Here is a 23,852-nt window from a genome sequence, read left to right on the forward strand (position 1 = left end):
GACGCGAACTACTCCCTTAGGAAACGGAAGGAAAACAGACGGGCCGGCACTTTCGTACCGACCCGCCGCACGCACTGTGAGGTTACGCCTCAGAAGTTGTAGGCACGTTCGCCGTGTTCGTTGATGTCCAGGCCCTCACGCTCGGCCTCGGCGGTCGGACGCAGCCCGATCGTCTTGTCGATGACGAGGAACAGGATGAACGACACGCCACCCGACCATACGAGCGTCGTTCCGATCGCCCACAGCTGCGAGATGATCTGCGCGCTGAGGTCGAACTTGCCGGGAACGGCGGGAGCGACGGTGTAGTCGATCCAGCCCTGGCCACCCCACGCGGGATTGGCGACGAAGGCCGTGCCGAGGGCGCCGACGATACCGCCGATGCAGTGCACGCCGAACACGTCCAGCGAGTCATCGTAGCCGAGCGCGTTCTTCACCTTCACGACGAAGATGAAGCACACGACCGATGCTATCGCGCCGAGGATGATCGATGTGACCGGAGCTGCGAAGCCCGAAGCCGGAGTGATGGCGACGAGGCCGACCACCGCACCGGTTGCCGCACCCAGAAGTGATGGCTTCTTGTGCACGATTTGCTCGAGCAGAGCCCACGCCAATGCCGCAGCCGCAGTTGCGACATAGGTGTTGATGAACGCCACGGCGGTTATGCCGTTGGCTTCCAGGTTGGAGCCCGCGTTGAAGCCGAACCAGCCGACCCACAGCAGGCAGGCGCCGATGTAGGTCATCGGCAGCGAGTGCGGGGCGATCAGCTCCGACTTGTAGCCGATGCGCTTGCCGATCACGAGGCAGCCCATCAGGCCGGCAATGCCGGAGTTGATGTGCACAACCGTTCCGCCGGCGAAGTCGAGAGCGCCCTTGCCGAAGAGGAATCCTGTGTCGGTCGGGGTAGCCGGCAGGAAGTCCGGGCCGGCCCAGAACCACACCATGTGCGCGATCGGGTAATAGACGATGGTCAGCCACAGGACGACGAAAAGCATCAGCGGCCAGAACCTGACTCGCTCGGCGAAACCACCCACGATCAGCGCCGGCGTGATACAGGCAAAGGTCATCTGGAAGATGACGTACGCATATTCCGGGATGTAGACGTGGTTGGAGAAGGTCGCGGCCAGCGTGGTTGCGTCCACGCCCTTCAGGAAGGCCTTGCTGAAGCCGCCGACGAACGGGCTCCCGCTCGTGAAGGACATCGTGTAGCCCCAGCCGACCCACATCAGCGTCGCGATGCAGACGATCGCGAGGACCTGCATCAGCACCGACAGCATGTTCTTCGCGCGGACGAGGCCGCCGTAGAACAGGGCCAGCGCGGGAACCGACATCAGCAGCACTAGTGCCGAGCTGGTCAGCATCCAGGCCGTGTCGCCTTTATCGACCATGTCCGGTGTTGGAGTGAACGGAGCTGCGGCGGCCGCAGCCGGCGCAGCGTCCTGGGCCAAGGCGGGGGCAGCCGCGAACAGAGCGACCATGCCCGCTCCCCAGGCCAGCTTCGAAGTTTTACTCAGCATCGATTGCACCCCCTCACAGAGCGTCATTGTTCTGCTCGCCGGTCCGGATGCGAACCGCCCGGTCGACGTCGATGACGAAGATCTTGCCGTCGCCGATCGAGCCGGTTTGCGCGGCTTGGTGGATCGTCTCCACGACGCGGTCGGCGTAGTCGGCGGTGACGACGATCTCGAGCCGCAGCTTCGGCACGAGGTTCGTCTCATATTCGGCGCCGCGGTAGATTTCGGTGTGGCCTTTCTGGCGGCCGTATCCGCGTGCCTCGGTCACCGTGAGGCCTTGCACGTCGATGCCGCCGAGGGCCTCGCGGACCTCGTCGAGCTTGTGCGGCTTGATGATTGCTAGAACCAGTTTCATGCAGCCCCTCTCCTCGTCAGAAAGCCACGCCGAGGGACGCCACGACGCCCGCCTTCGAGACGTTGCGGTTATCGCCGTACAGGGTCGTATCGGTGTCGACGTATGCAATGCCCAACGTCACGTTCTTGTGAGTGACCGACGCGCCGAGGCTCCAGTCGGTATATTCCTCACCGAACGTGATGTAGTTCTTCTCGAAGCTGTGCCCGAGGTGTCCGGTCAGCGAGACGGGCGTCTTCGGAATGGCGAAGCTGGCGTCGCCCGCGAGGTACAGCCCCGACTCCTTGTGGACGCCGTCGAGGGTCAGCGCCTTTTGCTTGGGCGCCCAGTTCACCGTGCCCTTGAGAGTCGCCGGACCTATCGCCTGGCTGACCGAGATGTAGGGCTCGGCGAAGTCCGTGTTCGCGCCGTGCGAGCCAGGATAGTAGTAGTAGAGGACGCCGCCATCGACGGTCGTCGATCCGAACGTCTTCTTGTAGCCGACGATCAGGTCGAGCTCGGCATCGCTGCCGTTGGCGACGTAATCGTCGATCGAAGATCCCCACACCGTCCCGTAGAAACCGGACGCGTGGCTGACGCTGATGGTGCCCTGGATGGCGAAGCGCCGATTGGTCTGTGAAATGCCGCGGAACCGATAGTCGGAAACGACGGTAGCCCCGCCGTTGACTGCAAATCCCGCACCCAGATCTTCAGCGGCCGCGGGGGCCGCGACCAGTACTGTGAGTAATGAAATCGCGTAACAAGAAACCCGAGCGAAACGTGACATTGAGGTACCTCCGCAGGAAGTTGGCCGGCATCCTCTCTCCCAGCCTCAGCCACGCTTCCGGCGCCGCATCAGCTGCAACAAAATGGACACATTCTTGCTGCAGCGCACAATGCGAAATGTTCACGCTAACATGGCAATGGTGCAGTGCACCGATTGACAGGATCGAAAATCGGACCCGTTCAGGATCCCAAAGTGCTGAATCCGCGGGCCAAATCCGCGATCAGGTCGTCGGCGTCTTCGAGGCCCACGGACATGCGCAACAGGTCCGGAGCAATGCCCGCCTCCCTCTGCGCGTCGGGTGACATGCCGCGATGAGTCATCGTCGACGGCGTGCAGATCAGAGTCGAAAACCCGCCCAAAGACGACGCAAGCGTGATGAGATCGAGGGCGGCGACGAATCGGTCCGCACTCGGCTTCCCGCCCCGCAGTTCGAAGCTCAGCATGAAGCCGGGCCCGGACTGCTGCAGTGCAACAATTTCAGCGGCTTTCGAAGAGCTTAGGCCGGGGAAATAGACGGCCTGCACCTCCGGCTTCTGGCTCAGCCATTCGGCAATGCGGGCGGCGCTGGCTTCCTGCCGGTCGAGACGCAGAGGAAGCGTCCGAAGACCACGAACGATCTGGGACGAATCGAAGGCCGAGCCGTTAAGGCCCGCCGCGTTCGACCACCATTCCAGCTCCTCGACTAGCGCCGGGTCGGAGGCGAGCAACGCGCCGCCGAACAGGTCGGCATGACCGTTGAGGATCTTCGTGGTCGAATGGAGGACAAGGTCGCAGCCGAGGTCGAGCGGCCTCTGCCGAAGCGGTGAGGCCAGCGTGTTGTCGGCAATCGTCAGTGCGCCGCGGCCTTTGCCGGCGGATGCTCGCCTGCGGATGTCGGTGATGCGCATCAGCGGATTGCTGGGGGTCTCGATCCACAGCAGCGCGAGCTGGTCCTGAAGAGCCGCATCGAACGCCTCGTCGTTCGTCAGATCGACGAAGCTGCAGCGGATCTTCCCCTGCCGCTCGATGGCCTCGAGCAGCCGGTAAGTCCCGCCGTAGCAATCATGCGGCGCAACGACCCGCGCACCGGTGGGCAGCCGCAGCAACGCGAGAAGCGCCGCGGCCTGCCCGCTGTTCGTAACCACGCCGCCTACCGCGCCTTCGAGCTCGGCGAGCGTGCGGACGAGCATCGCGCGGTTCGGATTGACCGTACGCGAATAATCGAAGGCCGGTTTGTCGTCGGGACTGGCCCATTCGAACGTGTCCGTTGGCCAGATCGCCGGCCCGACGCTGCCATAGGCAGGATCGAGTTCCGGGTGAGCCGCAGCGACGATCGTCGCCGGTTTCTTCGGCTTGCTCATCCGCGGGCGGCCAGGAACGGCTCGATCAGCCGCCCGACGCGCTCGGCTTCCTTCAGGAACATGTCATGGCCGTAAAGCGAGTCGAGCAAGTGCAGCTCGGCCTTATCACCCAGACGGTCCGCAAGAAGGCGCAATTGCGCCGCGAAAACCAGCTGATCGCTCTCGGCGCCGATGATCAGGCAGGGCGCATCGACCTTCGAGGAATCGACGCCGTGCCGGTCGATCGAGGCTGACAGGCTAAGGAACCGACCGGGCGACATGACAGACCGGAATGCTTGCCCGCGCGAGCGCAAATAGGCGCCCGGCTCGGAGCAGCAGAGCGTGCTGTCGTCCTCGATGCCGCCCTCGAACCGCTCCCCGAATTCCTCGGGCGTGCGATAGGTGAGCATCGCGAGACCGCGGGCAATCGACAAAGCTTCATCGCCGCAGCCTGCGAGCTGCCCCAAGGCGACGATACGGCGCTGGAGTTCGCGCGCGGCGGTGCTCGCCGGATGCGGTTCGTCCGCGGCGGAGACAATGACGAGGCGCTCGACGAGTTCCGGCTTCGCTTCCGCCAGCGCGAGGCCGACCATTGCGCCGTACGAGGCGCCGACAATCACGACGGGGCGATCCACTTTGATGACGTCGAGGGCCGCGGCGAGAACCTGTGCCTGGTGGGCGGTCGACGGTGCCGCCGCGCCGCTGTCGTCGGCCGCGAAGTCCACGCCGATGATGTAGAAGCGGCTTGGATCGATGGAACGGCCCTCGCCGACGAGGTTCGACCACCAGCCCGGCGTTCCGTCGGGCTTCAGTGCCGGGAAGCAGTTCGCGGAAATGCCGCCAAGGACGACGACGGGTGGATTGACCGGATCGCCGAGCGCCGACGCGCGGACGTTCTCGCCGAATTGGCGAAGCGCCACAGGCACGGGAACGTCGAACAGCGCGAGCTCGGCGCGCGGAGTCGCTTCAGGACATCGCCCTTCGGAGAAGATCTCTTGCGCACTGTCGATTTCGAGGCGCGGCAACACGGACAGCTCCATAACCCTTCCTTCTGGAGCCGGGTCGATACTGCCTCATGAGCCCGCTTCGTTGCCCTTCGGCCGCATCGCCCCTGCTCGGGACTGCCACCTTGCCCGGGCGGGCAGGTTGGCGTGGGTCGTTGGCTTTTGGCCGCCAGCCCACTCTTGATGCTTCCCGCGCCACCGAAAGGACGCGTTGGATCCCAACTATGCTGCGACGCAGCTTAACGTCAAGTTATTACTGGGGTCCGCTGCCTTCGAGGCCGAGGCTCCGGCGTGCCGGACTGGAATGTCCGCGCATAAGCGTTTCCGCAACGTGCGGCTCGCCCTCCTCGATCGCGTCGACGATGGCGTGGTGCTGGTGATGGCCCGAAATGAGGATCGGATAAATTTCTTCTAACGGGATCCTATTGAACGCGACCACTTCGGGCGCGACGAAGGGCACGGAGTAGACGCGCTGGATGAGGTCGCTCAGCAACGGATCCTCCGCTCCGCCGACGATCAGGTCGTGGAAGCGGCGGTTCATTTCCGCATAGGCATTCTCATCGTCCTTCACGACGTGGCCCTTGGCGAAAATACTGTCGCCCTGAGCCAGCGTATCGCGAAGCTCTTCGATGATCGGCCCGCGGTCGGAACGCGACGCCAGTTCGCGCGCCGCGTAGCCTTCGAGAACGCAGCGGATTTCGGTCGCGCGATAGCTGTCCTCGACGGTGAAGTTGCGCACGGCATAGCCGCGCTTCCCCGCGGGCTCGAGCAGGCCTTCGCTCGCGAGCGCCGGCAAGGCGTTGCGGACGGGGGTGCGCGACACTCCCAGGCGCTCGGCAATCGCCGCCTCGGCAACACGCGTCCCCGGCGGCAGGATTCCCTCGACAATCAGCTCTCGGATTCGTTGGGCTACTCGGCTGTCCACGCGCCGCCCTTGGTCGGATTCATCGGGTCATTCCCCTCTCTTGCAGCCTCATAGCCGCAGAGGGGAACGTCCGTCCATCAGGCCGCGAGCAGTTCGTCCGTATCCGCCACCCATGGATCGATGTCGGGAACGCCGTCGAGCTCCTTGCAGAGCGACGCGAAGTCGTTCTCGCGGACGAGGCGCAGCGCGTCGTCGAAGCGGTCGATAACGAAGTAGCTCTGCTGAAAGGCATCGGTCCGGTAGCGCGTGCGGAGGACGCGCTTGAGGTCGAAGGCCAGGCGATGCGGCTTCGCGCTCTCCAGCGAGTAGTGCGATTCACCGAAGCTCGACAGGATTCCGGCGCCGTAGATGCGCGGCTTCCCGCTCTCGAGGGCGAGGCCGAATTCAACCGTGTACCAGTACAACCGGGCGACCCGGTGAAGCTGGCCGATCGCCATCGCCTGCTCGCCAAGATGGCCGAGCTCCTCCATGAAATCGGCGACCGCTGGCTGCGCCAGAAGCGGAACGTGGCCGAAGACGTCGTGGAAGACGTCGGGTTCTTCCAGGTAATCGAGCTGGCTGGCCTTGCGAATGAAATTGCCCGCGGGGAAACGACGGTTGCGCAGATGCTCGAAGAAGACGTCGTCCGGGACGAGGCCGGGCACGGCGACGACCTTCCAGCCGGTGCGCGCACCGAGCTTCTGGTTCAGCTCCTCGAAGTTCGGGATGCCGGGGCGCGAGAGGTGCAGCACCTCGACCGACTCCTCGAATTCGCGGACGGCGCGGTCGTGCAGCATGGTCTTCTGCCGAGCGAACAACGTGTCCCACACCCAATGATCCTCATCGGTCAGGTCGTCCCAGTGCTGCGGCACGGTCCAGTCGGCCGCGGCGCCCGGCGGCGGCACGGGCGATGCCAAGGCGCCGTGGCGCTCCGCATTGGCCTTCACTTCAGTTGCTTCGTTCACCGTCGGGTTCCTTTCGACACAAAAAGAAACCCCGCCAGGAGGACCGGGCGGGGTTCGGACTGTTCAGCTAAACTGTAATTAGCGCGTCAGACCGTCTCCGCCCGGGCGGAATAGCCGTAATAATAGCTAAACGGCGCAAGCACGGCCGCGCGGCGCGAAGCGTCGCGGAAGGTCGTGTCGAGAGTGCCGTTCACGGTCATTTGTCGCCAAAAGCCTTAGATTTGGGATCCTGTCAATGCTTAGGCGAGGATTTGTATCCTCAGCCGCCTGAATCCCGCCTGTCTGTTGTGAGGAGGTCACGCAGGGCCGAATCGGCCTCGGGAGCGGGATGGCGGAAGAACAGTTCGAATGCTTTCGCCGCCTGCCCGACGAGCATCGTCAGCCCGCCCACGGTGCGCGCGCCCGCAGTGCGTCCAGCCTGAAGAAATGCCGTGTCTATCGGGTGATAGACCATGTCGAACAGAGTCGCTCCGGCCGCGCTGCGCGACACCCAGTCGAGGAGTTCAGGGCGCATGGGCGCGGAGCCCGTCATGCCCAGCGGACTGGCATTGATGATGACGTCGGAGCCGGTCAGCGCCTCGTCGGCTGACGCCATGGGAAGGATGTCGACCTCCGCGAGTGTTCGCAGGGGTTCGGCCTTTTTGGGATCCCGTACAAGGAGAACGATCTGCGACGGACCTCGCTTTGCGAAATAAGCGAGCGCGGCTCGGGCGGCCCCTCCCCCGCCGATGATCGCGGCCTTGCGTCCAGAAAGCTCGACGCCGTCCAGCGCTGCGCCGATGCCGTCCACGTCCGTGTTGAAGCCGACCAGTTGGCCTTCCGCGCGCACCACGCAGTTCACCGCGCCGACCGCCGCTGCGCTTTCGTCCACGCGATCGACGAGCCGGGCAATGGCCTCCTTGTGCGGAAGCGTGACGTTGCAGCCGCGCCACCGCGGGTCGATCCGCCGCTGACGGACGAAGTCGGCAAGGTTCGCGCTGGAAACGCGCGTGGCGCGATAGTCGGCTTCGATGCCGGAGCGTTCCAGCCAATGCTTGTGGATGAGCGGCGATTTCGATTGCGCGATTGGATCGCCGATGACCTCGGCGTAGATCACGGCGCGCAGTCGAGGAATGAAGCGACGTCGGTCAGCTCGACCTGCTTGTCGACGAACGCCTGCCCGATTCCGCGAGCGAGGATGAAGGCTGTGCGCCCGCCCTCGCGCTTCTTGTCGTGACTGATGTGACCGGCGAGCCGTTCACCCATTCCGCCCAAGCCCAGATCGCCCAGCTTCGTCGGAAGCCCGGCGGCGGCGAAATGCGCCCGCACACGGTCCGCATCGAATTGTTCGCAAAGACCGCGCGCAGCGGAAAAGTCGAACGCCAGCACGCATCCGAGCGCAACGGCCTCGCCATGAAGGAGGCGATGGGAATAGCCCGTCTCAGCTTCCAGCGCGTGTCCAAACGTATGCCCAAGATTGAGCAAGGCGCGCCGCCCGCTCGTCTCGCGTTCGTCTTCCTCGACGATCCGCGCCTTGCCCGCGACGGCCTTGGCGATCGCATAAGTGCGCCCCTCGGCGTCACCGCCAAGCACTCTGGCACCGTTCTGCTCCAGCCATTCGAAGAAGTCGCGATCCTCTATCAGCGCGTATTTGACGATCTCGGCGTAGCCCGCGCGCACCTGCCGGGCGTCGAGGCTGTCGAGCAGCGAAGGATCGATGAGCACCAGCGACGGCTGGTGGAAGGCGCCGACTAGGTTCTTCCCCGCAGCGACATTGATGGCGGTCTTGCCGCCAACGCTGCTGTCGACCTGCGCGAGCAAGGTCGTCGGTACCTGGACGAAGTTGCAGCCGCGATTGACGATCGCCGCTGCGAAACCGGCAAGATCGCCGACTACGCCCCCGCCGAACGCGACGAGGTGATCCTTCCGTTCGACCCCATGCCCCAGCAGGCGGTCGACCACCGACGACAGTCCCGACCAGCTTTTGCTTTCCTCGCCCGCCGGAACGAGGATCGGGATGGCGCGGATGGCGCCGAGGCCGGCCTGCAATCTTCCGCCAATCCTGTCCCACACAGTCTCATCGCTGATCACCAGCAACCGGCCATCGCGCGCGAGTGGCGCGACCTGCTCCGCAGCGCGATCGAGCAGCCCCTGATCGATCAGGATCTCGTAGCTCCGCGCTCCAAGCGCGACCTCAACCTTGTTCATTGCATCAGCCGCACTGTGCGCGATGCAGCAGCTTCTGGTCGGCGAGAACGAGCGCCATCATCGCCTCGACGACGGGGACTGCGCGGATGCCGACGCAGGGATCGTGGCGTCCCTTCGTGGAGATCTCCGTCTCGTTCCCCTCACGGTCGATGGTCGGCATCGGCGTGAGGATCGACGAGGTCGGCTTGAACGCGGTTCGCACCACGACCGGCTGCCCGCTGGAGATTCCGCCGAGGATTCCGCCGGCATGGTTTGACAGGAACGTCGGGCCCGCCCGCATCGCGTCCGCATTGTCCTCGCCGCGCAGCCGGGCCGCCGCGAACCCGTCGCCGATCTCCACGCCCTTGGCGGCGTTGATTGACATCATCGCCGAAGCGAGTTCGGCGTCGAGCTTCGCATAGACGGGCGCACCCCAGCCCGCCGGAACGCCCTCGGCGACGCATTCGACGACCGCACCGAGGGACGAGCCCGCCTTGCGCGCCTCATCGACCTTCTGCTCCCAGCGCTGTGCGGCTGCCGCTTCCGGACAGTTCAGCGCATTCTGCCCGATCGCAGCGGCATCGAAATTGTCGCGGTCGATGGAATCGCCGCCGAGCTCGACGAGATAAGCCAGGATCCGGACCTCGGGGATGATCAGTCGCGCAACCGCGCCGGCCGCGACCCGCATGGCCGTCTCGCGCGCTGAGCTGCGCCCTCCGCCGCGCCAGTCGCGAAAGCCGTATTTCGCGTCGTAAGTGTAGTCGGCGTGGCCCGGCCGATAAGCCTTCGCGACGTCCGAATAATCCTTCGAACGCTGGTCCTCATTTTCGATGAGCAGGCCGATGGGCGTGCCGGTCGTGCGGCCCTCGAACGTGCCCGAGAGGATGCGGACTTGGTCGCTTTCGCGCCGCTGCGTGGTGAACCGGCTTGCGCCCGGCCGCCTCTTGTCGAGCCACGGCCGGATGTCCGCTTCGGATAAGGCGATGCCTGGAGGACAGCCGTCGACGACGGCCCCGATCGCCGGCCCGTGACTTTCGCCCCACGTCGTGAAGCGCAGCACGCGTCCGAACGAGTTGACGCTCATCGGCTCACAACGATGAAAGTGGTTTCGTTCACTTCGCGGTCGTGCACATTCGGCTTCAGCACGACAAGGCCGTAGGCTTCCGCCGCGGCTTCTGACGCGAGTGCGGCCTTCGCGGGATCACTGAGATTTTGGGCGGCGGCAGACGTGCTCGACGCCTCTTCCGGCGCAATCCCGAGCGCGCTCAGCGTCTCCACGCACTGCTTGATCGCCATCGGATGGCTGACCGCCGTGCGCACCTGATCGAGCGCCGATCCCGGCAAGCCCAGCAGGTGGATGCGGATCGGCAGCGGATGCTCCGAAAGCACCTTGAGCGAGGTCTGCTTGAGCAGCTCCTGCACCTCGTCGACGCCGCCGACATTGTTGTTCTGCAGCGGCAGGATTCCGTAGTCGGCCTCACCCATTTCAACCGAGCGAATGACGTCCGCGAACGAAGGCAAGCCGACCGGCTCCTCGCGGGGAAGGAAGCGCAGGCAGGCCTCATGGCTGAAGGCGCCCGGCACGCCGTGATAGGCAACGCTCACTGGATGCTTCCCCCGATCGAGCGCATCAACGGCGTGAAATCCGGGAAGCTGGTCGCGATCATGTCCGCGCTGTCGACGGTCACGGCCTTCTGCGCGGCCAGCCCCATGACGAGGAAGCTCATGGCAATGCGATGATCGTGGTGCGCCTGAACGTCAGCGCCACCCCGCGGCGGACCGCCGAGGCCTTCGACAATCAAGTCGTCGCCCTCGTCCCAAGCGTCGACGCCGCATGCCTGAAGCCCGGCGATGACCGCAGCGAGCCGGTCGCTTTCCTTGACTCGAAGCTCGGACAGCCCGCGCATGACCGTGCGGCCCTGCGCGAACGCGGCAGCGACCGCGAGGATCGGATATTCATCGATCATCGAGGGCGCGCGGCTCGCCGGCACCTCGACGCCGCGGAGCGCGCTGGCAGTCGCGACGATGTCGGCGACAGGTTCGCCGCCTTCCCGCCGCTCGTCCACGAACCGCAGGTCCGCACCCATCTCTTGTAGCGTAGTGAACAGGCCGGCCCGGAGCGGGTTGACCATCACGTTCCGCACGGTGACCTGCGATCCGGGCACGATCAGCGAAGCGACTATCGGAAAGGCCGCGGACGACGGATCGCCGGGAATCGCCACGTCAGTAGCCGTCAGGGACCGGCGCTCGCCGAGGCTGATTACGCCGTCTTCGCTCGTCACGTCGCAGCCGAACGCGCGGAGCATGTTTTCCGTGTGATCCCGGCTCAGCCGTGGCTCGATCACCACGACGTCACCCTCTGCGCGCAGGCCTGCGAGAAGGATCGCCGACTTCACCTGCGCCGATGCTTTCTCGTTGACGAAGTGCATGCCGTGCAGCCTGCCGCCGCGGATCGTGACGGGAAGCGTGCTGCCTTCCGTTCGTGCGCCCATCGACCTCAACGGTCCAAGGACGCGCTCCATCGGACGGCCGCTGAGCGACGCATCCCCGGTGAAGGTCACGTCGATGGGAAAGCCGGCGACGGCGCCCATCAGCAGGCGCGCACCGGTGCCGCTGTTGGCGCAGTCGATCGGCTCGGCGGGCGCCTGCCACTCTGCCCCGCGAACGGTCCATTCGCCGCTGTCCGCGCGCTCCACCTGAGCTCCGAGCGCGCGCACCGCATCGGCCGTTCGCAAAACGTCGTCGCCTTCCAGCAGTCCGCGGATGCGCGTGAGGCCATTGGCCAGCCCGCCGAAGATGAGAGCGCGGTGCGACATGGACTTGTCGCCAGGCACGCCGATAAACCCGCTGAACGGTCCTGACCGCGAACCCGTGAGCCGAGGGCCGAACGTTGCTTCGAGCACAGTGCTCATGCGGCGTTCGCCCGGTTGGCTGCGCGCTGCGCAAGAAGCTCCGCGACGGCCTGTGCGACGTCGAGTGCCTGTCCCTCGTTGAGCCGCGGATCGCAGTGCGTCAGGTAGCGCCGGCCGAGGTCCTCGCGCGCGAGCTTCACGCTGCCGCCGATGCACTCCGTCACGTCCGATCCCGTCATCTCCAGGTGGACGCCGCCTGGGTGCACACCTTCGGCGGCCGCGATCTCGAAGAAGGTTCGCACTTCCGCCACGATATCGCCCACCATCCGCGTCTTCAGTCCCTCGACGGTCCGCGTGTTGCCGTGCATCGGATCCACGCTCCAGATCGCCTTGCGGCCTTCGCGCCGCGTCGCCCGCATGAGCTCCGGAAGATGCTCGGCGATGTTCGACGCGCCGAAGCGGCCAATCAGGACCAGCCGCCCGGCCGTGTTGTCGGGATCCAGGCGGTCGATCAGGCGGAGGAAGTCGTCCGTCTTCAGGCTCGGTCCGCACTTGAGGCCGACCGGATTGCTGACCCCGCGGGCGAATTCGACATGCGCACCATCGAGCTGCCGGGTGCGGTCACCGATCCACAGCATGTGGCCGGACGTCGCCCACCATTGCTCGCTTGCATCGTCATAACGGGCCAGCGCCTGCTCGTAATTGAGCAGCAAGGCCTCGTGGCTGGTGAACATCGCGACGGGGCGCGGCAGTTCGCTGAGGCCGACTTCGCGGTAAACCTGCGGCAGGTCGGCGTAGGAGGCCGAGGCGTAGGCCTGCAGCAGCTCGATCGTGACCTTTGCCTGGCGATGAGCGTCGAGTAGCCGTTTCGGATCCGGCGTTCGCGCCGCCACGGTGAACGCGGGGCCGTTGACGGCATCCCCGCGATAGCTCGGCAGCGTCACGTCGCCGATGGTCTCGTTCGATGACGAACGCGGCTTGGCGAACTGACCCGCAATTCGCGCGAGATGGACGACCTCGCCGCCGCTCGCAGCGCGGAGCAGCGCGCCCATCCGCAGCAGCAGATTGTAGGTGACACGCACCTTGTCGGCGTTGAACTCGGCGAAGCTTTCCGCGCAGTCGCCGCCCTGGACCATCACCGCGTCACCGTTCGCGACGCGGGCAAGCGACGCGCGCAAGTGGATGATGTCGGCGATGTCGACGAGCGATTCCGATCCGCTTAGCCGCCGCTCGACGCGGGCGAGCGCGTCGGGATCGGGATAGTCGACGATCTGCTCGGCGGGCCGATCGCGCCAGCTGGCGGGCGACCATTCGCGCGGCTCGGCGGGCTTCTTCTCGACAGGCGCTGACGCTTCGAGAGCGATGTCTTCGGCCGCAACCCGGCCTACCGCGTACGCCACTGGACGTCCGTCGGTCGCGTGGAGAATGTCGAACATGCGAAGCTGGCCCTCGCTCTCCAGCAAAGGCTCGGGGATGATCGCGATCGCCTCGCCGACCATGGCCGAGCGGATGGCATGGGCGGTGCTTGCCGCCCAGCGAATGGGCACGGCCGAGCCGAAATAGGCTTTGACGCGCGCCTCGAGCAATTCGGGCTGATCGGTGGGCGCGAGCACCAGCTCGGTGCGCGCCTGCGCCTGCAGGCCATAGCCCATGATCTCCCGCCAGACATGCTCGACGAGGCCCGGCGCGGCCCGCTTCGCCCGGGCCTTGAGGCGGTCGAGGATCTGGCTCTGCCGCTTCGGCCGGACCTTCAGGTGGCGATCGTCCTCGGCGTCCTTGCGCGCGGCGATGTCGGCGGACGCGGCAAGTCGGCGGTCGATCAGTTCGAGGATCTGGTCGTCGATCCGGTCCAGCTCGGCTCGCAGTTCCGCGAGCCCTTGCGATTGTTCCTGGGTCACATTGTTCTCGTTCTTTGCCGCTGTTCCGGTGCGGCGGGTTACGGGTTTAGTGCGTTTGCAAAAGCTCCGGCCGCCCGTAGGCGTACCGGCCCGTAAACGAGATAAAATAGCGCCAGCCACGAAGCGAAGTCGTGCGGAAAGAACCGAGACTGTTGGCCGTGCTGGTCATTGGCCAAAGGCTGACGGAAGGCTCTGGCCATGTCAATATGGGATCCCTTTCATCGTTGTCGAACGGCGTGAAGCTGATATGACCGCCGCCATGCCCGAAGTTGCTGAGCTCTCTGCGCGGCATGCCGCGCTGATCAGCGCTGCGCGCCGGATCACCGTCAAGGTGGGGTCGTCCCTGCTCGTGGATTCGAGCGGGAACGGCATCCGCGGCGCGTGGCTGTCAGGGCTCGGCGAGGACGTCGCCGCACTGCGGGCGCAAGGCAAGCACATCGCGTTGGTCTCTTCGGGCGCGGTGGCCTTAGGACGCCAGCGGCTGTCGCTGAAGCGCTCCCCCAGATTGCCGCAAAAGCAGGCTGCCGCCGCCGCGGGTCAGCCGCTGTTGATGCGCGCCTGGGAGGAAGCGTTCGCGCCATTTGGGATCCCGACCGCGCAGCTGCTGCTGACCATCGACGACACGGAATCGCGCCGGCGGTGGCTCAACGCGCGCGCGACCGTCGAAGTGCTGCTCGGCAATGGCGCGATGCCCATCGTCAACGAGAACGACACGGTGGCGACCGAGGAGCTTCGCTACGGCGACAACGACCGGCTCTCGGCGCGGGTCGCCCAGATGATCCAGGCCGACCTGCTCATCCTGCTTTCCGACGTCGATGGCGTGTACACCGGCGACCCCGGCCGCGATCCCGAAGCGCGGCACGTGCCGCATATCGGCGCAATCACCCCGGAAATCGAAGGCTGGGCGGGAAGCTCCTCGGCCACTGGCATTGGCTCCGGCGGGATGCGCACGAAAATCGCGGCCGCTCGCGTGGCCCAGAGCTTCGGCTGCGCGACGATCATCGCCTCGGGCCGCGAGGACCGTCCGCTATCGGCGCTGCAGAGCGGCGGACGGGCGACGGTCATCGATGCCAAGGGATCGCCGGCGCGCGCCTACAAGCAGTGGATCGCCGGGACTTTGGTCCCCGCGGGAAGCATACAGGTCGACGCGGGAGCGTTAGCGGCGCTGGGATCCGGCAAGAGCCTGCTCCCCGCCGGCGTCCGTGCGGTCGACGGCAGTTTCGAACGCGGCGTCTGCCTGCGCGTGCTCGGACCTGACGGCAGCGAAGTCGCACGCGGGATCACCGCCTACACGTCCGGCGAGACGCAGGCGATCCTCGGCTGCGCGAGCAGCGAGATCGAGGCGCGGCTCGGCTACAGCGGCCCCGACGAGCTCATCCATCGCGACGATTTGGTGCTGATGTGAGCGTGCGCGAGCAGATGGATGCGATGGGAAGGGCTGCGCGCGAAGCGGCCGATGCGATGCGCACCGCTCCGCCTGAAAAGCGCAGCGGTGCGATCCGCGCCATCGCGAGGCACATCCGCCATCGCGCCATCGAAATCCTCGCGGCGAACGCGCAGGACGTGGCCGGTGCCACCAACCTGGTCGACCGCCTGCTCCTGAACGAAGAGCGGCTCGAAGCCATGGCTCGGGCCGTCGAGGAGATTGCCGATCTCCCTGATCCGGTCGGCAAGGTCATCGAGCAGTGGACCCGGCCTAATGGACTCGAGATCTCGCGCATCCGTACGCCGATCGGCGTCATCGGCATGATCTACGAAAGCCGCCCGAACGTAACGGCGGACGCGGCGGCGATCTGCCTGCGATCCGGAAATGCCGTCATCCTTCGCTCGGGATCGGATGCGCTGCGCAGCTCGCTCGCCATCGGCACCGCGATCTCGGACGCGCTCGCGGAAGCCGGGCTGCCGGAAGGAAGCGTGCAGGTCGTGTCCACCGCCGACCGGGATGCCGTCGGTCTGATGCTCGAAGGATTGTCGGGCGCGATCGACCTCATCATTCCGCGCGGCGGGAAAGCGCTGGTCGAGCGCGTGCAGCGGGAAGCGCGCGTCCCCGTGCTCGGGCACCTCGAAGGCGTCTGCCACACCTATGTCCACGCGTCGGCCGACCCGGACATGGCCGCGGAGGTCGTCCGGAATGCGAAGATGCGCCGGGTCAGCGTCTGCGGATCGACCGAGACCCTGCTCGTCGATCGCGATGCCGCGCCGAAACTACTGCCGCAGATCGCGGATGCACTCGACGGCTGCGAGCTTCGCGGAGACGAGGCCGCCCGCGCCATCGTGCCGATGGCCGAGGCAAGCGAAGACGACTGGCACGCCGAGTATCTCGAACCGATCCTAGCGGTGAAGACGGTCGCCGACGTGGACGACGCCGTCGCGCACATCCGCCGCTACGGGACCGGACATACCGAAGCGATCGTCGCCGAGGACGGCGCGGCCGCCGAGCGGTTCCTCGATCGCGTCGACAGCGCCATCGTCCTTTGGAACGCGTCGACCCAGTTCGCGGACGGCGGCGAGTTCGGCTTCGGCGCAGAAATCGGCATCGCCACCGGCAAGCTCCACGCGCGCGGTCCGGTGGGTCCGGAGCAGCTTACGACGTTCAAGTATCAGGTTCGCGGGAACGGCCAGATTCGGCCCTGATCGGGATCCCGCCTGCGTTCCGGACGACCCAGCCTCCTTAGCCACCAGACAAAATTGTATCCCATTTATTACGCGCGCGGCGAAATCTTCGCAAATCTCCCTCTGCGGGTTGACCTAGGCCCCGCGTCCGTGCATTTTTGGGATCCCATGAAGAATCGCGTAAACTCGACTGCCGCCGATGCGCTCACCAGTGCCGCGACACTGCGCGTTCAAGGCATGACGGTGATTATGATGACGATTACGACCACGCGCATGCGGGGAGTGAGCGGCTGATAACCATCCAAAACAAGGTTTCACCCGACCCGCTCCCCGACCAGGCGAGCGGGTTTTTTATTGCCAGATTTCCAGCACACCGAAAGCGAGCATCCAATGTCCAGGCCAGATCAAGAAGCAGGAGACGTTCCGGGCGAATGCCCGGCCAAACGGCTGTGCGTCCTCAAGTTCGGGAGCTCCGTCCTCGAACGCGAGGAGGATTATCCGAAGGTGGTGCAGGAGATTTACCGGCACGTCCGTGACGGCGAGAAGGTCGTTGCAGTCGTCTCCGCGCTGGCCGGCGAAACGGATGCGCTGCTGGCGCAGGCCAACCGTGTGGGCGGCGACGTCGCTCCGGATGCTTTGGTCGCCCGGCTCGCGCGCGTCGGTGAGCTTCAATCGGCGGCGCTCATGGCGCTGGCGCTCAGCAAGGCGGGTCTGCGAGCCTGGACGCTCGACCCGCATGAAATGGCGCTGGTGGCCGAGGGATCGCCGCTCGATTCCAATCTGGCCGGAGTCGACGCCGAAGCGGTCTGGGCGAGGATCCATGCGAACGACGTCGTTGTCGTTCCCGGTTTCATCGCCGATCACGCCGACCATGGCGTGGTGACGCTCGGCCGGGGTGGCACCGATCTCAGCGCAGTATTCTTCGCCGAGCAACTGTCCGCTCACCGCGTGCGGCTGATCAAGGACGTAGACGGCGTCTATGACGAAGATCCCGCCCGCAACGCCAGCGCCGAGCGCTTCTCGCAGATGAGCTATGCGGAGGCGCAGGAAGCCAGCAGCGGCCTCATCCAGGCGAAGGCGATCCACGCGGCCGACGACAAGGACGTGCTGATCGAGGTCGCGGCGCTCGGATCGCTCGAAGCGACCACCATCGCTCGCGTTCCGGCCGCCAAGTCGCGTCCGCCCAAGCCGGAGCGGCTGAAGGTCGCGCTGCTCGGATGCGGATCGGTCGGGGGCGGCGTCCTCCAGCTGCTGCTCTCGCAACCCGAACTCTTTCACGTCGGCCCCGTGCTCGTCCGCAAGCCGCCGAAGCACAACGACAATGTCGTCTTCACGCAGAGCCTCGACGAAGCGCTCGCGGGCGATCCGGATATTCTCGTCGAGCTGGTCGGCGGCACCGAGCTTGCCGCGGAAGCCATCCACTCGGCACTTTCGCATGGCGCTCAGGTCGTCACGGCCAACAAGGCGGCGCTCGCGAAGCATTGGGACTCGCTCCACGCCGCTGCCTCCCGTCACGGCGGCTCGCTGCGCTTCTCGGCAGCGGTCGGCGGCGGTGCGCCGATCATCGAGACGCTGCGGCGGCTCGACGGCAACGTAGTCTCGGTCGAAGGTGTGATGAACGGCACGTGCAACTATCTGCTCAGCCGCCTGGCGGAGGGCTGGAACTTCGATGACGCGCTTGCGAAGGCGCAGGAGCTCGGCTTCGCGGAGGCCGATCCAACGGCGGACGTCGACGGTCACGATGCTGCCGACAAGCTTGCGGTGCTTGCTCGTGAGGCCTTCGGTGTTCCGCTTCAGCCGCGCCTGATCGCCAAGCATTCGCTGCGCGATCTCGTTCCGGAAGCGGCGCTCGAAGCGCTGCAGTTCGGCGAAGTCCTGAAGCAGGTCGGCGTTTGCCGCCTGCTGCCCGACGGTAGCGTCGAAGCGGAGGTTCAGGTGGTGGCGCTGCCCGCATCGCATCCGCTGGCCGGTGCCCGCGACGAGGAAAACCGCTTCCTTGTGACCGATGCAGAAGGCAATGTGCACGAGGTCTTCGGCAAGGGCGCAGGAAGATGGCCAACGGCGACGGCGGTATTCGCGGACGTGATGGACGCGCAACGGGCTCTGCTCGGGCGCCAGCCGGTCGCGCGCGACAAGGCCGTAAAGCTGAGAGCCTAGACCCCATGATGCGCCAATCGGCAGCCGCGAGCGCCCCGGCAAGCATCGGCAATGTCGGTGTCGGCTTCGACATATTGGGGCAGGCGTTCGACGCCGCCCGCGATGTCGTCACTGCCATGCGCGACGACAAGCCAGGCGTCCGCCTCATGCAGGTGAGCGGGCTGGTCAGCTCCCTGCCGGACGATCCCAAGTCGAATACTGCACTCGCCGCCGCCGATGCCGTGTTGAAGGCCGCCGGATCGCCGTGCGGGATGCGCCTGTCGATCGCCAAAGGCGTCCCGCTGGCAGCCGGAATGGGCGGATCAGCAGCTTCCGCTGTCGCGGGCGCAGCGGCCGCCAACGCTCTTCTTGGTGAGCCCTATTCCGTCTCCGAACTGTTGCCGTTTGCGCTCGAGGGTGAGCGCGTCGCGTCCGACCCGCCGCACTGGGACAATGTCATGGCCAGCCTCCTCGGCGGCCTGGTGCTCGCGGCGAGCGAGGAGCCTGCGCTCGTGCAACGACTGCCTGCTCCCAAAGGCGTGGTGGCGATCGTCCTGCACCCGGCGGCGGCGATCGAGACGCGCATGGCGCGGTCGATCCTCAGGGCCGAGGTGCCGATGACGCTCGCGGTCGAGCACAGCCGCCGCGTCGCCGCCTTCGTCGCCGGATGCACGACGAACGACCTCGGCCTGATCCGCGCGGGACTAACCGACCTGCTGGTCGAGCCGCAGCGTGAACATCTTCTGCCCTGCCTTCCGCAGGTGAAGGCGGCCGCCCTCGCTGCCGGGGCCCTTGGCTGTTCCTTCTCCGGCTCCGGCCCCTCGGTGTTCGCCTGGGCGGTCGAGAAAGACGCGGACGGTGTCGAAAAGGCGATGTCTGCCGCGTTCGCAACCGCCGGCGTTTCTGCCCGCGCCTACCGTGCGCCCGTGGCGTCGGAAGGCGTCAAGGTCGTCGCGGCGGATGAGGCGCTCGTCGCGGCATGAAGCTCATCAGCACTCGCGGACAGGCGCCTGCGGCGAGCCTCTCCGAAGCCCTGCGCAACGGCGCTGCGCCCGACGGCGGCCTGTACATGCCGGATGTCCTGCCGTCTGCGGACTTCGCCGATGTCGATCCGCAAGCGCCGCTAGGCGAGTTCGCTGCACAACTGCTCCAGCCATTCTTCGCAGGTGACGCGCTGGAAGCGGAACTGCCGGCGATCTGCGCCGAGGCTTTCGATTTTCCCGTCCCGCTCGTCACCCCGCACCCGGGCGAGCCCCGCTTGCAGGCTCTGGAACTGTTCCACGGGCCCACCGGCGCATTCAAGGATTTCGGCGCGCGCTTCCTGATGGGCTGCTTCGATCGGCTCGGCGTGGACCAACCGCTGACGGTGCTCGTCGCGACATCCGGTGACACCGGCGGCGCCGTTGGCTGCGCGGCGGAGGGGCGATCCGCAGTTCGTGCCGTCATCCTTTTCCCGAAGGGTCGCGTGTCACCGTTCCAGGAGCGCCAGCTCACCTGCTGGGGCGACAATGTCCTGGCGGTGGAAGTCGACGGCGACTTCGACGATTGCCAGCGCCTCGTGAAGTCCGCGTTTGCGAACGCGCCGCTCTCGGCGGAGCACCGGCTGACGTCGGCGAACTCGATCAACTTCGGCCGCCTTCTGCCCCAGCTCGCATACAGTGCACGGGCGGCGCTGCAGGTCCGTGCGGCAACGGGCGAGACGCCCGGCTTCGTCATTCCGAGCGGCAACCTCGGACAGGGTTTCGCCTTGCTGCTCGCGCGTGCGCTTGGGCTCCCCATTGGGCCGATCGTGCTTGCGACGAATGCCAACCGCACGTTGAAGGACTGGCACGACAGCGGCCGGTACGAGGCGCGCGCGTCGGTCGCCACGCTCGCCAATGCGATGGACGTCGGCAATCCGAGCAACTTCGAGCGGCTGTCGCAACTCGGCGTGCAGCCCGGCGACGTCCGCGTCGAGCTTGTCACGGACGCTGAGATCGAACGGCGCATCAAGGCCGATTACGAGGCGTCCGGCTACGTCTGGTGCCCGCATTCGGCGACGACCGTGGAGGCCTGGTGCCGCCTGAGCGAGGCCGAGCGCAACGAGCGGCCGTGGATCGCCGCGGCGACTGCGCATCCCTACAAGTTCGCCGAGATCGTCGAGCCGCTGATCGGCCGCGAGGTCGCGCCGACACCCGCGCTCGCCGCCATCCTCGACCGCCCGACCCGCAAGATCCGCATCGGCGCGGACCTTAATGCGCTCGCCGAGGCCCTGAGCGAGCAGGAAGCCGCCGCCTAGCGCGGAAGCGTCACGGCGCCGTGCGACGCGGAGCCGACCAGGGCTGCATATTTCGCGAAGGCTCCGGTGGACTCGGCCGAAACTGGCCATTGGCGCGCCGGACGTGATGCCAGGTCCGCGGACGTCTCGATCACGCGCTTCTCGACGTCGATGACGATGGTGTCGCCGGCTTCCAGCAAGCCGATCGGCCCGCCGCGCGCCGCTTCGGGCGAGATGTGCCCGACCATGAAACCATAGGTCGCTCCTGAGAATCGGCCGTCGGTGATCAGCGCGACGCTATCGCCAAGCCCTCGCCCCTGGATGGCGGCCGTGACCCCAAGCATCTCGCGCATGCCGGGCCCACCGACGGGTCCCTCTCCGCGGATGACGACGACGTCGCCGTCCTCGATCGCGCCGTGCGTCACCGCGTCGAACGCGGCTTCCTCGCCGTCGTAGACCTTAGCCGGCCCTTCAAAGCGAAGCTTGCCGTGCCCTGCGAGCTTCACGACGCAGCCCTCGGGCGCGATGTTGCCGTAGCAAATGCCGAAGCCGCCGCGTTCCTTGATCGGCGCATCCGCGGTGACGATGACCTGCTGCCCCGGCGTCTCGCCCGCATCGCGGAAGTGGTCGAACAGTGACTTGCCGGTGACGGTCGGCGCGTCGTCGATCAGGCCGGCTTCCATCAGCCGCCGTCCCAGCAAGGGCGTTCCGCCCGCCGCGCTCATGTCCGGTGCCATGAAGCGTCCGCCGGGCTTGAGGTCGGCGATGACCGGCGTCGAGCGCGACACCTCGTCGAAGAAGTCGATGCCGAACTCGCTCTCGGGAATGCCGGCTTCGCGGGCGATGGCGAGCAGGTGGAGGATGAGGTTGGTCGAACCGGCCGTCGCCGTACCCGCGACCGCGGCGTTTCGAAGGCTCTGCGCGGTGATGAAGCTGCGCGCGTTGCGGCCGGCACGCAGCGCGTCGAGCGCCAGCCGCCCTGCTTCGAACGCCGCCTGCTTCTTGTCGGGATGGACCGCCGGAATGTCGTTGAGGCCGACCGGCGAGAGGCCGAGGAAGCTCATCGCGAGCGCCATCGTGTTGGCCGTGAACTGGCCGCCGCACGCCCCCGCGCCAGGGCAGGCCGCCTGCTCGACCGTCTGAAGGTCTTCGTCACCGATCGCCCCGGCGCTATGCGCGCCCACCGCCTCGAACACGTCCTGGATGGTGATCGCCTTGGCCCCGATATGGCCCGGCATGATCGAGCCGCCGTAGAGGATGACGCTCGGCAGATCGAGGCGCGCCGCGGCCATGGCGGCGGCGGGAATCGTCTTGTCGCATCCGACGATGAACACCACCGCGTCGAGCGAATGGCCCCGCACCGCGAGCTCAGCCGAATCCGCGATCAGGTCCCTGCTCATCAGCGAGGCGCGCATTCCTCGCGTGCCCATGGCGATGCCGTCGGTGACGACGATCGTGTTGAACTCGATCGGCGTTCCGCCCGCCTCTTCGACCCCGCGCGCGGCGTGCTGGGCGAGGTCGCGAAGATGCATGTTGCAGGGCGTGACGGTCGAGAAGCTGTGGACGATCGCAACGAGCGGCTTCGCAAGGTCGGACGCATCGAATCCTGCCGCGTGGAGCATCGCCCTTGCGGGCGCTCGGGCGGGCCCTTCGACCATTTCGCGGGACGGCAGCGGCTTCGACGTCATTCGGTGCACCTGTACAGTTTTGGATACAATCAGTTCTCTGAAGCACGGCGGGGAGAGCAAGAAAAGAGGCGAATTCTGCTCTGTGTTGCCGTTTTACGCTTGCCTGACTTATCGCGATGCAGCATAACCATCCTCAGATGGGATCCCAAAGTGGGCTCCTGCGCAGGCGGTTCGATCGATGCTTCTCAATTCGAAGCTCAATACGACGGACATTATGAACACGTCGAACGACGTGCGCATCGCCTTGCTTACTATCGTACTTATTACCCGACATAGGGGAGCGGCCTAAAGTTCCGAAAAGTCCGGAAGGACCAAGGAACCAGAACCCCCGCTCCCCAACCGGAGCGGGGGTTTTCTTTTGCGCGAAAGGAAACCTCGAGTGGAACGGATCTACACCGACGAAGACGCCAAGCCCGAAGCCCTGAAGGGAGCGACCATTGCCGTGGTCGGCTATGGCAGCCAGGGCCGGGCGCACTCCCGCAACCTTCGCGACAGCGGCTTCAACGTCATCGTAGGCGCCCGGTCCGGCGGCGCTGCCGGGAAGAAGGCGGAGGCGGACGGCTTCCGCGTAGTCTCGCCGGCGGATGCCGCGCGTGAAGCGCAGCTCGTTGCTCTCCTCACGCCCGACATGAGCCACCGCGAGGTCTACGCCCGCGACATCGAGCCTAACCTGTCGGCAGGCGACACCTTGCTCGTCGCGCACGGCTTCTCGGTTCTCTACGGCGAAGTGAAGCCGCGTCACGACATCGACGTGGTCCTCGTCGCCCCGAAGGGCCCCGGCGACCTCGTGCGGCGCGAATATGAGATCGGCCGCGGCGTCCCCAGCCTTTTCGCGGTCTACCAGGATGCGACGGGGTCGGCCCGCGACAAGGCGTTGGCGTACACGCGCGGCAACGGCGGCACCCGCGCCGGTGCGATCGAGACGACGTTCAAGGAAGAGACCGAGACCGACCTGTTCGGCGAGCAGGCCGTCCTGTGCGGCGGCGCGACGGAGCTCGTGGCTTCCGGATTCAAGACGCTCGTCGACGCCGGATACAAGCCGGAAGTCGCCTATTTCGAGTGCCTTCACGAGCTCAAGCTGATCGTCGACCTGATGTACGAGGGCGGCTTCAAGAAGATGCTGCACTTCGTGTCGGAGACCGCAAAGTACGGCGACTTCGTTTCTGGTCCGCGGGTCATCAACGATGAGACGCGCGCCCGGATGCAAGAGGTTCTGAAGGACATTCAGGACGGGTCGTTCGCACGCCAATGGATCGCCGAGAATGCCGCCGGCAAGCCTGAGTACAAGCGCCTGTGGGACGAGGATCTCGCGCAGCCGATCGAGAAGGTCGGTGCCGAGCTCCGCCAGCACATGGCCTGGCTGCAGTCGGAACAGCCCGCCGAGCAGCCTGCGGCTCAACCCCAGTCACAGGCGGCGTAGC

At 66.2% G+C, this 23,852-nt stretch carries 20 protein-coding genes and 1 riboswitch; of the genes, 6 read left to right on the plus strand and 14 right to left on the minus strand.

Features of this window, described 5'->3' with window-relative positions; translation table 11 throughout:
* Positions 1-89: 89 nt before the first annotated feature.
* From LZ016_RS08100 to LZ016_RS08160, 13 genes are all read right to left on the minus strand, one after another.
* Positions 90-1,514, minus strand: a complete 1,425-nt coding sequence (locus LZ016_RS08100; RefSeq protein ID WP_241446882.1) for an ammonium transporter — start codon at positions 1,512-1,514, stop codon at positions 90-92.
* A 13-nt stretch (positions 1,515-1,527) separates the two neighbouring features.
* Positions 1,528-1,866, minus strand: a complete 339-nt coding sequence (locus LZ016_RS08105) for a P-II family nitrogen regulator (RefSeq protein ID WP_241446883.1) — start codon at positions 1,864-1,866, stop codon at positions 1,528-1,530.
* A gap of 16 nt (positions 1,867-1,882) precedes the next feature.
* Positions 1,883-2,629, minus strand: coding sequence for a TorF family putative porin (locus LZ016_RS08110; RefSeq protein ID WP_241446884.1), 747 nt, complete (start codon positions 2,627-2,629; stop codon positions 1,883-1,885).
* 179 nt (positions 2,630-2,808) lie between these two features.
* Positions 2,809-3,969 carry a trans-sulfuration enzyme family protein gene (locus LZ016_RS08115; protein ID WP_241446885.1) on the minus strand — a complete coding sequence of 387 codons (1,161 nt, stop codon included), beginning with the start codon at positions 3,967-3,969 and terminating at the stop codon, positions 2,809-2,811.
* The gene (locus tag LZ016_RS08120) at positions 3,966-4,976 is read right to left on the minus strand and encodes an alpha/beta fold hydrolase (RefSeq protein ID WP_241446886.1); all 1,011 of its coding nucleotides are present in this window, start codon (positions 4,974-4,976) and stop codon (positions 3,966-3,968) included. Before LZ016_RS08120 ends, LZ016_RS08115 begins: the two co-directional genes overlap by 4 nt.
* A 47-nt stretch (positions 4,977-5,023) precedes the next feature.
* A riboswitch (SAM-I-IV-variant riboswitch) is annotated at positions 5,024-5,144 on the minus strand.
* Positions 5,145-5,205: 61 nt separating this feature from the next.
* Complete coding sequence (locus LZ016_RS08125) at positions 5,206-5,877, minus strand: GntR family transcriptional regulator (protein ID WP_241446887.1); 672 nt, start codon at positions 5,875-5,877, stop codon at positions 5,206-5,208.
* A 77-nt stretch (positions 5,878-5,954) separates the two neighbouring features.
* Positions 5,955-6,821: a phenylalanine 4-monooxygenase gene (gene phhA, locus LZ016_RS08130; protein WP_366512893.1), complete on the minus strand. Its 867-nt coding sequence runs from the start codon at positions 6,819-6,821 to the stop codon at positions 5,955-5,957.
* A 259-nt stretch (positions 6,822-7,080) separates the two neighbouring features.
* Entirely contained in the window at positions 7,081-7,917 is an 837-nt protein-coding gene (locus LZ016_RS08135) for a shikimate dehydrogenase family protein (RefSeq protein WP_241446888.1), read from the minus strand.
* Complete coding sequence (gene aroB, locus LZ016_RS08140) at positions 7,914-9,008, minus strand: 3-dehydroquinate synthase (protein WP_241446889.1); 1,095 nt, start codon at positions 9,006-9,008, stop codon at positions 7,914-7,916. The genes LZ016_RS08135 and aroB overlap by 4 nt, the downstream gene beginning before the upstream one ends.
* 4 nt (positions 9,009-9,012) lie before the next feature.
* Complete coding sequence (gene aroC / locus LZ016_RS08145; RefSeq protein WP_241446890.1) at positions 9,013-10,071, minus strand: chorismate synthase; 1,059 nt, start codon at positions 10,069-10,071, stop codon at positions 9,013-9,015.
* Positions 10,068-10,592 (minus strand): prephenate dehydratase domain-containing protein, encoded by a 525-nt coding sequence (locus LZ016_RS08150; RefSeq protein WP_241446891.1) that lies wholly within the window; start codon positions 10,590-10,592, stop codon positions 10,068-10,070. The genes aroC and LZ016_RS08150 overlap by 4 nt, the downstream gene beginning before the upstream one ends.
* The gene (gene aroA / locus LZ016_RS08155; protein WP_241446892.1) at positions 10,589-11,899 is read right to left on the minus strand and encodes a 3-phosphoshikimate 1-carboxyvinyltransferase; all 1,311 of its coding nucleotides are present in this window, start codon (positions 11,897-11,899) and stop codon (positions 10,589-10,591) included. The genes LZ016_RS08150 and aroA overlap by 4 nt, the downstream gene beginning before the upstream one ends.
* Positions 11,896-13,737, minus strand: coding sequence for a 3-deoxy-7-phosphoheptulonate synthase (locus LZ016_RS08160; RefSeq protein ID WP_436286352.1), 1,842 nt, complete (start codon positions 13,735-13,737; stop codon positions 11,896-11,898). The genes aroA and LZ016_RS08160 overlap by 4 nt, the downstream gene beginning before the upstream one ends.
* A gap of 259 nt (positions 13,738-13,996) precedes the next feature.
* Between LZ016_RS08160 and proB the strand changes: the two genes are divergently transcribed.
* From proB to thrC, 5 genes are all read left to right on the plus strand, one after another.
* Positions 13,997-15,142, plus strand: a complete 1,146-nt coding sequence (gene proB / locus LZ016_RS08170; protein WP_241446893.1) for a glutamate 5-kinase — start codon at positions 13,997-13,999, stop codon at positions 15,140-15,142.
* Between the two features lie 14 nt (positions 15,143-15,156).
* Positions 15,157-16,371, plus strand: coding sequence for a glutamate-5-semialdehyde dehydrogenase (locus LZ016_RS08175; RefSeq protein ID WP_277622718.1), 1,215 nt, complete (start codon positions 15,157-15,159; stop codon positions 16,369-16,371).
* A gap of 369 nt (positions 16,372-16,740) precedes the next feature.
* The gene (locus LZ016_RS08180; RefSeq protein ID WP_241446894.1) at positions 16,741-18,507 is read left to right on the plus strand and encodes a homoserine dehydrogenase; all 1,767 of its coding nucleotides are present in this window, start codon (positions 16,741-16,743) and stop codon (positions 18,505-18,507) included.
* Positions 18,508-18,512: 5 nt separating this feature from the next.
* Positions 18,513-19,469: a homoserine kinase gene (locus LZ016_RS08185; RefSeq protein ID WP_241446895.1), complete on the plus strand. Its 957-nt coding sequence runs from the start codon at positions 18,513-18,515 to the stop codon at positions 19,467-19,469.
* On the plus strand, positions 19,466-20,764 hold the full coding sequence (gene thrC, locus LZ016_RS08190; protein ID WP_241446896.1) for a threonine synthase: 1,299 nt from the start codon (positions 19,466-19,468) through the stop codon (positions 20,762-20,764). Before LZ016_RS08185 ends, thrC begins: the two co-directional genes overlap by 4 nt.
* Here thrC and ilvD read toward each other — a convergent pair.
* Entirely contained in the window at positions 20,761-22,431 is a 1,671-nt protein-coding gene (gene ilvD, locus LZ016_RS08195) for a dihydroxy-acid dehydratase (RefSeq protein WP_241446897.1), read from the minus strand. The two genes, thrC and ilvD, sit on opposite strands and share 4 nt — an antisense overlap.
* A gap of 379 nt (positions 22,432-22,810) precedes the next feature.
* On the opposite strand from ilvD, the gene ilvC reads away from it, so the two are divergent.
* Complete coding sequence (ilvC, locus tag LZ016_RS08200; protein WP_241446898.1) at positions 22,811-23,851, plus strand: ketol-acid reductoisomerase; 1,041 nt, start codon at positions 22,811-22,813, stop codon at positions 23,849-23,851.
* The last annotated feature ends 1 nt before the right edge of the window (position 23,852 follow it).

The sequence above is a fragment of the Sphingomonas telluris genome (genome assembly GCF_022568775.1).
Taxonomy (GTDB): Bacteria; Pseudomonadota; Alphaproteobacteria; order Sphingomonadales; family Sphingomonadaceae; genus Sphingomicrobium; species Sphingomicrobium telluris.

Excerpts from the sequence above, each read along its gene's own strand:
- LZ016_RS08180 (WP_241446894.1), top strand. The coding sequence starts at position 16,741 with ATGTCCAGGCCAGATCAAGAAGCAGGAGACGTTCCGGGCGAATGCCCG.
- LZ016_RS08100 (WP_241446882.1), bottom strand. The coding sequence starts at position 1,514 with ATGCTGAGTAAAACTTCGAAGCTGGCCTGGGGAGCGGGCATGGTCGCT.
- LZ016_RS08185 (WP_241446895.1), top strand. The coding sequence starts at position 18,513 with ATGATGCGCCAATCGGCAGCCGCGAGCGCCCCGGCAAGCATCGGCAAT.
- aroB (WP_241446889.1), bottom strand. The coding sequence starts at position 9,008 with ATGAACAAGGTTGAGGTCGCGCTTGGAGCGCGGAGCTACGAGATCCTG.
- LZ016_RS08110 (WP_241446884.1), bottom strand. The coding sequence starts at position 2,629 with ATGTCACGTTTCGCTCGGGTTTCTTGTTACGCGATTTCATTACTCACA.
- LZ016_RS08175 (WP_277622718.1), top strand. The coding sequence starts at position 15,157 with ATGGATGCGATGGGAAGGGCTGCGCGCGAAGCGGCCGATGCGATGCGC.
- aroA (WP_241446892.1), bottom strand. The coding sequence starts at position 11,899 with ATGAGCACTGTGCTCGAAGCAACGTTCGGCCCTCGGCTCACGGGTTCG.
- aroC (WP_241446890.1), bottom strand. The coding sequence starts at position 10,071 with ATGAGCGTCAACTCGTTCGGACGCGTGCTGCGCTTCACGACGTGGGGC.
- thrC (WP_241446896.1), top strand. The coding sequence starts at position 19,466 with ATGAAGCTCATCAGCACTCGCGGACAGGCGCCTGCGGCGAGCCTCTCC.
- LZ016_RS08105 (WP_241446883.1), bottom strand. The coding sequence starts at position 1,866 with ATGAAACTGGTTCTAGCAATCATCAAGCCGCACAAGCTCGACGAGGTC.
- ilvD (WP_241446897.1), bottom strand. The coding sequence starts at position 22,431 with ATGACGTCGAAGCCGCTGCCGTCCCGCGAAATGGTCGAAGGGCCCGCC.
- LZ016_RS08115 (WP_241446885.1), bottom strand. The coding sequence starts at position 3,969 with ATGAGCAAGCCGAAGAAACCGGCGACGATCGTCGCTGCGGCTCACCCG.
- proB (WP_241446893.1), top strand. The coding sequence starts at position 13,997 with ATGCCCGAAGTTGCTGAGCTCTCTGCGCGGCATGCCGCGCTGATCAGC.